Source organism: Streptococcus sp. SCPM-O-B-15277 (M60), from assembly GCF_058200335.1.
On sequence record NZ_JBYQGR010000016.1, the window covers coordinates 1 to 275 of the forward strand.

At 48.7% G+C, this 275-nt stretch carries 3 tRNA genes; all 3 read right to left on the minus strand.

Annotated elements, in window-relative coordinates:
- Positions 1-6: 6 nt before the first annotated feature.
- The 3 genes from AC3E9F_RS08460 to AC3E9F_RS08470 all read right to left on the minus strand — a co-directional run bounded on the left by AC3E9F_RS08460 (position 7) and on the right by AC3E9F_RS08470 (position 271).
- Positions 7-78 (minus strand) — tRNA-Glu (locus AC3E9F_RS08460).
- 14 nt (positions 79-92) lie between these two features.
- Positions 93-166: transfer RNA gene (locus AC3E9F_RS08465), tRNA-Ile, on the minus strand.
- Between the two features lie 34 nt (positions 167-200).
- Positions 201-271 (minus strand) — tRNA-Gly (locus AC3E9F_RS08470).
- Between the last annotated feature and the right edge of the window lie 4 nt (positions 272-275).

Consider the following 275-nt stretch of genomic DNA (forward strand, 5'->3'; position numbering starts at 1 on the left):
ACAAAATAGTCCGTACGGGATTCGAACCCGTGTTACCGCCGTGAAAAGGCGGTGTCTTAACCCCTTGACCAACGGACCATATTTATAAAAAATGGGCACGAGTGGACTCGAACCACCGACCTCACGCTTATCAGGCGTGCGCTCTAACCACCTGAGCTACGCGCCCAAGTTAAAAACTTGGTATTTGAACAAAAGTTCAAAGCGGGTGACGAGAATCGAACTCGCGACAACAGCTTGGAAGGCTGTAGTTTTACCACTAAACTACACCCGCTTAA